This is a genomic window from Arthrobacter sp. H14 (assembly GCF_000520495.1).
In the GTDB taxonomy this organism is placed as follows: Bacteria; Actinomycetota; Actinomycetes; order Actinomycetales; family Micrococcaceae; genus Arthrobacter_C.
Window position 1 is genome coordinate 1 of record NZ_AZRX01000441.1, and the last position, 8,722, is coordinate 8,722.

Annotated in this window: 10 protein-coding genes, 1 pseudogene and 1 riboswitch; of the genes and pseudogenes, 8 read left to right on the forward strand and 3 right to left on the reverse strand. The window is 61.7% G+C overall.

Features of this window, described 5'->3' with window-relative positions:
* Window positions 1-478: 478 nt before the first annotated feature.
* The 6 genes from Y707_RS22420 to Y707_RS0101095 all read left to right on the forward strand — a co-directional run bounded on the left by Y707_RS22420 (window position 479) and on the right by Y707_RS0101095 (window position 6,279).
* Complete coding sequence (locus Y707_RS22420; RefSeq protein WP_162150151.1) at window positions 479-1,393, forward strand: serine/threonine-protein kinase; 915 nt, start codon at window positions 479-481, stop codon at window positions 1,391-1,393.
* Between the two features lie 331 nt (window positions 1,394-1,724).
* Entirely contained in the window at window positions 1,725-2,108 is a 384-nt protein-coding gene (locus tag Y707_RS0101075) for an RNA-binding S4 domain-containing protein (protein ID WP_026533741.1), read from the forward strand.
* Between the two features lie 170 nt (window positions 2,109-2,278).
* On the forward strand, window positions 2,279-3,643 hold the full coding sequence (locus tag Y707_RS0101080; protein WP_253905010.1) for an HNH endonuclease: 1,365 nt from the start codon (window positions 2,279-2,281) through the stop codon (window positions 3,641-3,643).
* Window positions 3,644-3,650: 7 nt separating this feature from the next.
* Window positions 3,651-4,058: a helix-turn-helix domain-containing protein gene (locus Y707_RS0101085; protein ID WP_026533743.1), complete on the forward strand. Its 408-nt coding sequence runs from the start codon at window positions 3,651-3,653 to the stop codon at window positions 4,056-4,058.
* A gap of 73 nt (window positions 4,059-4,131) precedes the next feature.
* A riboswitch (SAM riboswitch) is annotated at window positions 4,132-4,252 on the forward strand.
* Window positions 4,253-4,312: 60 nt separating this feature from the next.
* A complete protein-coding gene (locus Y707_RS0101090) occupies window positions 4,313-4,819 on the forward strand; it encodes a flavin reductase family protein (RefSeq protein WP_026533744.1) in 507 nt (168 codons plus the stop codon).
* A 218-nt stretch (window positions 4,820-5,037) separates the two neighbouring features.
* The gene (locus Y707_RS0101095) at window positions 5,038-6,279 is read left to right on the forward strand and encodes an acyl-CoA dehydrogenase family protein (RefSeq protein WP_026533745.1); all 1,242 of its coding nucleotides are present in this window, start codon (window positions 5,038-5,040) and stop codon (window positions 6,277-6,279) included.
* 177 nt (window positions 6,280-6,456) lie between these two features.
* Here the strand turns inward: Y707_RS0101095 and Y707_RS33365 are convergent.
* Window positions 6,457-6,657: pseudogene (locus Y707_RS33365) on the reverse strand (GNAT family N-acetyltransferase); the annotation flags it as partial.
* 61 nt (window positions 6,658-6,718) lie between these two features.
* Here Y707_RS33365 and Y707_RS28685 point away from each other — a divergent pair.
* Window positions 6,719-7,078, forward strand: coding sequence for a YtxH domain-containing protein (locus tag Y707_RS28685; RefSeq protein ID WP_051441515.1), 360 nt, complete (start codon window positions 6,719-6,721; stop codon window positions 7,076-7,078).
* Window positions 7,079-7,145: 67 nt separating this feature from the next.
* Here Y707_RS28685 and Y707_RS0101110 read toward each other — a convergent pair whose 3' ends face one another.
* On the reverse strand, window positions 7,146-8,003 hold the full coding sequence (locus tag Y707_RS0101110; protein ID WP_051441516.1) for a glycoside hydrolase family 25 domain-containing protein: 858 nt from the start codon (window positions 8,001-8,003) through the stop codon (window positions 7,146-7,148).
* Between the two features lie 113 nt (window positions 8,004-8,116).
* Entirely contained in the window at window positions 8,117-8,323 is a 207-nt protein-coding gene (locus Y707_RS22430; RefSeq protein WP_035779796.1) for a hypothetical protein, read from the reverse strand.
* Window positions 8,324-8,458: 135 nt separating this feature from the next.
* On the opposite strand from Y707_RS22430, the gene Y707_RS0101120 reads away from it, so the two are divergent.
* Window positions 8,459-8,722 (forward strand): aldo/keto reductase (locus Y707_RS0101120; protein WP_026533749.1); only part of this gene is annotated, 264 nt, incomplete at its 3' end.

The window sequence follows — 8,722 nt, forward strand, 5'->3', positions numbered from 1 at the left end:
CTTCGTCACGGCTTGGCGCTGGGCCATCGTTAGCTCCATAGAAACGGGCATAACCTGCAACAGCTGCCTACACCGTGAACCACGCCGCTACGCGGAGGTTTTCAATTGAGGCAACGTATGCAGTTACGCGGAGGTTTTCTATGAGTCAACGCGCCCGCTGTAAATACCACAGTCACGCAAGGTATAATTGACCGGAAAGATGTTCACAGCATTCTCCCGCACGAATCCGACCCGTTTCGTCAGGTCCTCGCCCACGCGGAGGGTGCCAGGCATCCCCCGATTTTCGTTCTCTCTTGGATCCACAATTTACCTTCCAACGAAGCCTCCGGCTCGGGCTGCAAGCATGCCCTCAATACCCTCGTCGTCCCCTCCCCAGCCTAAGTGCCCTGCTGCCCGAAAGGCAGAGCCAAAAAGATAATGCACGAAACGCCGGTCAGCCACCCATCTTTGAGCCCGAATGGTCCGAACAATTAACATCATGAAACTGCAATCCGGGCTCGTCGAGGAACAACTGGGCAGGGTCGGCCAACCAACTGGTCCCGCTGCTCCAGCGATGCCTGTACACAAGCCCCGACCTGCGCCTCACCACGCCGCCATGAACAGGGTTGGCCGTTACCGTCTGGACGGCGTTCTCGGCCGCGGATCCGCCGCCACCGTCTACCGCGGCTTCGACCTGGAGCAGGACAAGGCAGTCGCCCTGAAAGTGTATTCCGAGCCGGCCGGGGATCCAGACCTCCATGCCCGCTGCCACCGTGAAGCCTCGCTGCTCGGCCAAGCCAGGCACGACGCCGTCGTCCGCTTGCTGGAACACGGAACCGAAGCTGCCGATGCCGGCGTCGAACACCATTACATGTGCCTTGAGCTGGTGGAGGGCGCGGACTTGCGTCAGTTGATCCGGAAAGCGCGCCGGACGCCGGCAGAGGCTACTGCCTGGGGGTTCGACCTGCTGCGGGCACTGGCGCACATCCACGGTCTCGGAATCGTGCACCGGGACGTGAAGCCCGCGAATATCTTGATCGGATCGGATTCCCACCGGCCGGGCACGCATGCCAAGCTCACCGACTTCGGCAGCGCCGCGTACGGTGAAGCGGTTGCGCCAGGACTTTCCCTCGGGACCGCGCTGTACACCAGCCCGGAGCAGGCCCGCGAGTCCGCCGCCGGGCCGGCCAGCGACATCTACTCGCTGGGACTGGTACTGATCGAGTGCCTCAGCGGAAAGCCTGCCTTCAGTGGTATCCCGATGGCCGCGATGCTCGCCAGGACTTTGCGCCGCCCGCAGATTCCGGCCGGCCTGCCACCACGCCTGGCCGCGGTGCTGAAGTCGATGACCGCCGTCGATCCTGGACAACGGCCTGCCGCTGCCGAGGCTGCCCACGCCCTGGCCGGCGCCTGACCTGCCCCGGACGCACCTGAGACGAATCCGTCCGCTCCTGGCTCGCCACCTTCTGCCTTTTGACCTCTGCCGGCTCACTTACTTCGAACGGAAGATGCCGGTGAGCGAAGGACACGGGGGAATGTCCAACGCTCACCGGCACCGCTGACCAGCCCAGGGCTGATCGTTCTTCACTCGCACCTTCATGAGGTAAAAACAACGTTAACAATGGACCTTGGGAAGTCACCGGTCACGAACTGTCAGGACGCTGGGAACCGCCCCGCGTCGCCCGGATTATGACGACGGCGGCCATGCCCCTGGCCGATGAAGGCCACTAGACTCGGATCCCAGTATGAGTACTCCAAACAGCAACCTCAGTACCGTGCGCATCGACGCCTGGCTGTGGTCCATCCGCATTTACAAGACCCGCTCCGCAGCCACCGCAGCCTGCCGCGCCCATCACGTGCGCCTGAATGACACACCGGTCAAAGCCTCGCAAACCGTGGTTCCCGGCGACACCATCCGCATCCGCCAGTCCGGCTTTGAACGTGTTCTCGAGGTGCGGCGCCTGATCGCCAAGCGTGTCGGGGCAGACGCCGCCACCCACTGCTACACGGACCACACTCCGAAACGGCCGGCCCTGCCCGCGCTCGGCCTGCCACAGCGCGACCGCGGCAAAGGACGCCCCACCAAGAAGGACCGCCGGGAACTCGAACGCTTCCGCCGCGGCGAGTAGGGAAACTTCCCGCCGCCCCACTCTTTCTCCACTATGGACCTCCCGGACCAAGTCGTCACGATCGTCATTCCGTCGATCACTCTTCCTCCACAAGCTCCCGTTCGGTCGCCGTCATCCACATTCGAACATTCTTCTCCCCACCGCCACGCACCCCTCGATACGGTGGATACATGTTCGGTTCTTCAACGGCAGTCACAACGGAAGCGCCGGTTCGCCTCAAAGCGGCCGACGGCGGCTCTCCCTTGGCTGCCCCTATCACCGTCACAGACTCCATCGCTATGTGGATAGAAGAGCTGAGCCGTCTGGAAGGCACCTCCAAGAAGGAGTGCATCGATAGCATCGGTGCCTTGGAAGACCTCAAAGCAGCGGCCGCAGCAGCGCAGGCCAGGTTTGCCGCGGATTACGACTCCCGTCAGCGACACGATCAGTCGGCCCTGGGCATGCCGAAGAAAGAGCAGGGAAAGGGGATTGCCGGAGAAATCGCGCTTGCCCGGCGGGTATCCCCCAATCAGGGAAACCAACATCTCGGATTTTCCAAAGCACTCGTCAACGAAATGCCGCATACCCTAAAGGCGTTGACCGCCGGCAAAGTTTCGGAATGGCGGGCCACGCTTTTGGTGAAGGAGACGGCCTGCCTCACAGTTGAGGACCGCGCGGAAGTCGACCACCAGTTAGCTTCCGACCAGAACTATCTTCAAGGTTTGAGCGACCGACGTCTCACCGCGGAAGCGCGCAAGGCCTCATACCAACTGGATCCGCAATCGGTAGTGCGGCGGGCCGCCAAAGCCACCAATGAACGCACTGTCACCGGCAGGCCCGCGCCTGACGCCATGGCTTATGTGACGGCCTTGCTGCCCGCTTCCCAAGGAGTCGCAGTGCTGGCGGCACTTACGCGGGCAGCCAATGGTCCCCGCGCCGAAGGCGATCAACGAGGGCGGGGCCAATTCATGGCTGACACGTTCGTCGAACGCATCACAGGACAGTCGCAGGCAGATGCCACCGCCGTAGACGTGCAACTAGTGATGACAGACCGGACTCTACTGGCGGGCGATGGCGAGCCCGCATTCCTGCCCGGTTACGGAGTCATACCTGCCCAAGTCGGTCGCGACCTTGCCCGACAGGGAACCGCCGCGGCCGAAGCCTGGATCCGCCGCCTCTATACAGCCCCCGTTTCCGGCCAACTTGTCGGCATGGACTCACGATCCCGGCTTTTCCCCAAGGGATTGTCCCGCTTCATCGCAACCCGCGACCAAATCTGTGGCACACCCTGGTGCGACGCGCCGATCCGCCACACAGACCATGTGGTTCCTTGGTCCGCCGGAGGCCAAACCAACGAATCGAACGGTCGAGGGCTCTGCGAAGCCTGCAACTACGCCAAGGAAGCACCCGGATGGACCGTCCAGGCGGCTCCCGATCCGCCGGACACAGGACCGGTCAGAGACAGCCGGTATACGACCAAAACGTCCACACCAACCGGACACGTCTATTGGTTCACCGCGCCCAGTCTGCCAGGAGCAACTCCGGCCAAGGCATGATGGTGGCATGCCTTCGGAGAGCACAGCGCTGAGCAAGACCACCCACCACAACGCCCTGTCGTCGGACGATGCCAGAAGGCTTGCAGCCGCCTTGGGCGAATCGCCGGATGCCACAGTGTTCGTGAACGGGACCAGCGTCCGGCTTCCCCAGGAGGCATCGGCGGCCGTCCTGGATCTACTGAACCGGCTGGCTCACAATGAGTCCGTCACGATCAGCACCAGCGAGAAACTGCTCAACACTTCCCAGGCGGCGCACCTTGCCGGCGTCTCCAATACCTACATGCGCAATCTGACGGACAACGGAACCATTCCTGTTGAGTACCGCGGAAGCCATCGGCGCATCCGCCCTCAGGCTGTTCTCGCGTGGCTGGAGGAACGCACCCCCACTGAGCATCCGCCCAGCCAGGAAGAATGACTTCCCGAATCTTACGAACTATTTCCCGGCCCTCTTTGACCATTCGCCCTTCCGGGCTTAGCGTTTATTACGCAATCATGAGTTCCAGCCAACAGGCCCTGGCCGGCTGGACAGCAACCCTCTCGCCGTAGTGGGGTGCTCCAGGTGATGATTAGGTCAATCGGGAAAACACCCCCGACTGGCAAGTACGGCGTTTCCGCCGCATCGCTCGCAGCCGATGAGTGGATTCGCCTCTTTGCAGAGGAAGTGTGAGCGTGTCTCTAAATGCCGATCTAAGTCCCGATGCCCTGCGTCGCGCATTCAGCGGATTCCCCTCGGGGGTCGCCGCGTTGTGTTCCACCGTCGACGGCAAGCCGGAGGGAATCGTTGCCTCCTCGTTTACGGTGGGCGTTTCGCTCGATCCGCCACTGGTGATGTTCGCCGTCCAGAAAAAGTCACGGACCTGGCCGGTGCTCCGGGGCAGCCAGCGGATTGGTGTCTCAATCCTCGCCTCCGGGCACGAGGACGTATGCCTTCAGATCGCGTCGAAGTCAGCCGACCGGTTCGCCGGACTGGACCTCCATACCACCGAGTCCGGCGCCATCCTGCTGCAGAACGCGGCACTCTGGCTGGAATGCTCCGTCGAACAGGAGATGCCCGCCGGCGACCATGATGTGGTCCTGCTACGGGTCCACGGCACCTCCACCCAGGAGAACTCCCCCGGTCCACTGGTCTTCCATGCATCTGCTTTCCACCATCTGAAGCAGCCCGCGCTCGTATAGGTAACCTGCCGCACCAACTGCTGCAGTAAGTGTCACCAGCGGCAGTAGCACCGCAACTGCGACAACCACCTCCGCTTTCCTGCCCTCAAGCTTCCGCGGAGGACAAAGCCTCAGCAGCCTGCCCTATTCCGGCCTTTCTTCTGCTACCAGAATGCCCCCTGTTCGTTCCACCCTGCCCAATTCACCTGCCGTTAGCGGCCCCCTGAAAGGAATCCACAATGACCACCACCTTGGATACAAACCAACTGAGCGATCGATGGGCGGGCATCCCCCGGCCGAAAAATCCGAACGAATGGCTGTACCGTGCCCAGGAAGTCGCGGACATCCTCGCCGTCGACGCCGTCGAACGGGACAGAGCCAACGAGACGCCGCGGGCGGAAGTCGAGCTGCTCAAAAGTTCGGGCCTCGTCACTCTGCTTGGTCCGGTCGAGCACGGCGGTGGCGGGCAGAACTGGGAAACCGTCTACAAAGTCATCAGGATCATCGCCCGGGCCGACGGCTCGATAGGCCAGCTCCTTGGCTACCACTACCTCTGGGCCTGGGCCGCTCGGCTGGTCGCCACCGATGCCCAGATCGCCGCCGTCGAAGAGCTGTACACGCGGGACAACCTGTTCTTCGGCGGAGCCGTCAATCCCCGTGACAGCGACCTGACGATCCAAGAGGTCGACGGCCAGCTGATCTTCAACGGCCGCAAGTCCTTTTCGACCGGCGGGCAGGTTGCCGACCTTACCGTCATCGAAGGCGTTCTTGACGGAACGGAGACGCACGTCTTCGCGATCGTACCGACAGACCAGCCAGGCATCATTTTCGGACAGGACTGGGATAACCTCGGTCAGCGGCTGACGGAGTCCGGATCCGTCGAGATCAAGGACGTGCGCGTTAACTGGTCGGATGCCGCAGGATTCGTCGACGGCGAATTCCAGCCGTTGGTCTACAACACCCTCAATGTGCCAGCCATCCAACTGGTGTTCGCGAACTTCTATTTGGGCATAGCCGAAGGTGCTTTGACGACGGCGGCAGCCTACACCCGCTCGACGACCCGCGCCTGGCCCTACGGCGGGGACAACAAGGAGCGCGCCACGGATGAGTGGTACGTGGCGGAAGGCTACGGCCGGCTGCAGTCCAAGCTGTGGGCCGACGCCGCGCTGATTGACCAGGCCGGACGGGACATCAGCGCTGTCCTCCATGACGACCGCGAAAACCTGACACCCGAGGTCCGCGGTGAAATCGCCGTCCGGATCGCAGCGGCAAAGGCTCGTATCATCGACGACGGCTTGGAGACGGCTACCAAGATCTTTGAGCTGACCGGAGCCCGGGCGTCCGCAAACGCCGTCGGATTGGACATCTTCTGGCGGAACCTGCGCACCCACAGCCTGCACGATCCGCTTCCGTATAAGTACCGGGAAGTCGGCCGCCACACGCTGCTCGGGGAGATCCCGGAACCGACCTGGTACACCTAAGAGCCGATCGACGCCGGCCGCTGATTCCGGTGCGGCCTCCGGCAACTCCGTGTCAGGTATCCACGCGTAGAGCACGTCCGGTTCGCGCTCTTCATTTCCGGCGCCGTCGGTCATCTTCTTGACGGTGAAGCCTGCGTGCTTATAGAAACCGCGCGCGTTGGTATTGCGCTGAAACGTCCAAAGTTGAAGTTGCTCCGGGTTGAGGTCCTTGGCCTGCTGCAGCAGAAGCCGGCCGATTCCCGTCCTCTGTCCGGAGGGATGGACGTACAGCTGATTGACCCACCCCGCCCGCTGAGCCAAGACGCCGACGAGTTCATTATCGACGACGGCGCGGCGGAGTTTCGCCCTCGGCGAGGGGACGAAATCTGCTGGTGACATCCATGGACTTCCCGACTAGATTCGAGTTAAGCAGTTCAACACCGAAGACAGGAGCGCCACGATGAAAAACAAGATTGTACTGGCAACGGGCATGGCCGTCGGCTACGTCCTCGGTTCACGGTCCGGCAGGGAAAGCTACGAAAAGCTCAAGACCAAAGCCAACGAACTCTGGAAGGACCCGAAGGTTCAGAACAAGGTCTCGAAGACAACCCAGACATTGAAGAACAAGGCGCCGGAGGTGAAGGGCCAGGCGAGCGGAGCTGCCAAAAAGATTCAGGACAGGGTCAGCCGCAGCAAGCACGCCAGCAACAATGGGCAAGCAGCCGAGAACACAGGCCCCAGCGGCGGTGATCCGTACAAGGTCGAGCCACAGCCGTTCCAGGCTCAGTCCGACGAGACCCGGCCTTCCAGCAACAACTGACCTGCGTCACGGCACATCCTGCCGTCGTCGGGTAAGTCCTGGCGTTCGTCGGGATACTTTCTGCTGCCTAGATACAGGAGTGGTCGTAGTCAAAGCCTCTGGAGACGAACTGGGTGACGGTGACGGTTCCGCCAGCGGTCAGTGGAGCGGCTGAACAATTGCTCTTTGCTGACCTGGCGGTCCGTGCACCGGGGATCCAGCTGTCGAGGTAGTAGAGGTTGCTTTCAGCACCGACCTGACCGACGATCTCGCCCCATTGGTAGGTGGTCGAGTAGAGGCCCACTTTCGCGCCGATGCTATGGAAATAGGCGGTCATGCCCTCAAGGTCGGCCCGGTTTGCCCTTTTATCCGTCGACCAGCTGTTCCCCAGCTCGACGTCCAGCCACCATAGGTAGCTCGAGGGATTATTGATGCCTCGGATTTTGGCATCGTCATAGGCTTTTGCGTAGCCATACATATAGGCACAAGCTGCGGTCGCCGTTCCGTCACAGGTTCCGTATGGATTATTGACGACGGTACCGCCGTACTCATTGCTCTCGGGCCACCAGGACCCGGCCAACTCTGGATTCCCGGTGTTGACGTATAACGCCACGTTGGGCTGTCCCGTTCCTCCGGAGGATAATTGCGCCCAGGCAAGCTGCTCGGCCAGACACGGGTTGGTGCCGTTGGCGCGGCCGTCGTTGACCCCGACGATGGCGAACGCCTGACCCTCAGGCAATGCGCCGCCGCACTGTGGCCACGAAACATCATTGCCCAACAGATTATTGCTGCCCCCTTTGCCTCCGCCTCCGTTGCCAGGGGCGGCTCCGGCTCCAGGCGCCGCGCTGAGGGGCACTGCACCGGCAACCATCAGGCAGAGCAACACAAGAAAGCTCAATCGCCAGTTGACACTTTGCACCTTGGCGCGGGTTCCCGAATTGGACATGTCGTCCCTTTCAGCTCCTCGAGGGACCACTATCCACTCCCGCATAGCTTCCACCTTGCAACCCGCAGCGTCAAGGGTTTCCAATCACAGAGCCCCATCCGGCTCTGGGCGCCTTACATGAAGTGCGCCTCGCATGCTTGAATCTGACGCGCTAAGAGGCTATTCCGGTACCGCAACTCGAAGGCGATCAACCGGATTTCCCGGTTAATCTGCTCGCGCCGCTCGGGACTGTGCTGAAATGCTTCGAGATGCCCTGTCAGTTTGGCAAACTCAACTTCCAGCCGGTCTGTGGATAGCTCAATATAATTGTCGCTGATCATCACGCACCTCCTTTCGTATAACTGTAATTTCGCAGGCCGTCCTAGGAAATACCTTGGGGTGAAGGCGAGCATGAATCTCTGCCGCTTTTCCACACCCAGTACCGCTGGCAAAAGTCCTCCGATAGGCTCGAGGTCATGGACTTTAGATACCTCGGAAACAGCGGCCTCAAAATCTCGGAAATCACCTACGGCAATTGGCTCACCCACGGCTCACAGGTGGAGAACGACGTCGCCACCCAGTGTGTGCATGCCGCCCTTGACGCCGGGATCAGCACTTTCGACACCGCCGATGTCTACGCCAATACCGCGGCCGAGACCGTTCTCGGTGAGGCGTTGAAGGGACAGCGCCGGCAGTCGTTGGAGATCTTTACCAAGGTGTTCGGCCCCACCGGGCCGAAG

Excerpts from the sequence above, each read along its gene's own strand:
- Y707_RS0101085 (WP_026533743.1), top strand. The coding sequence starts at position 3,651 with ATGCCTTCGGAGAGCACAGCGCTGAGCAAGACCACCCACCACAACGCC.
- Y707_RS22420 (WP_162150151.1), top strand. The coding sequence starts at position 479 with ATGAAACTGCAATCCGGGCTCGTCGAGGAACAACTGGGCAGGGTCGGC.
- Y707_RS22430 (WP_035779796.1), bottom strand. The coding sequence starts at position 8,323 with ATGATCAGCGACAATTATATTGAGCTATCCACAGACCGGCTGGAAGTT.
- Y707_RS0101110 (WP_051441516.1), bottom strand. The coding sequence starts at position 8,003 with ATGTCCAATTCGGGAACCCGCGCCAAGGTGCAAAGTGTCAACTGGCGA.
- Y707_RS28685 (WP_051441515.1), top strand. The coding sequence starts at position 6,719 with ATGAAAAACAAGATTGTACTGGCAACGGGCATGGCCGTCGGCTACGTC.
- Y707_RS0101080 (WP_253905010.1), top strand. The coding sequence starts at position 2,279 with ATGTTCGGTTCTTCAACGGCAGTCACAACGGAAGCGCCGGTTCGCCTC.
- Y707_RS0101095 (WP_026533745.1), top strand. The coding sequence starts at position 5,038 with ATGACCACCACCTTGGATACAAACCAACTGAGCGATCGATGGGCGGGC.
- Y707_RS0101075 (WP_026533741.1), top strand. The coding sequence starts at position 1,725 with ATGAGTACTCCAAACAGCAACCTCAGTACCGTGCGCATCGACGCCTGG.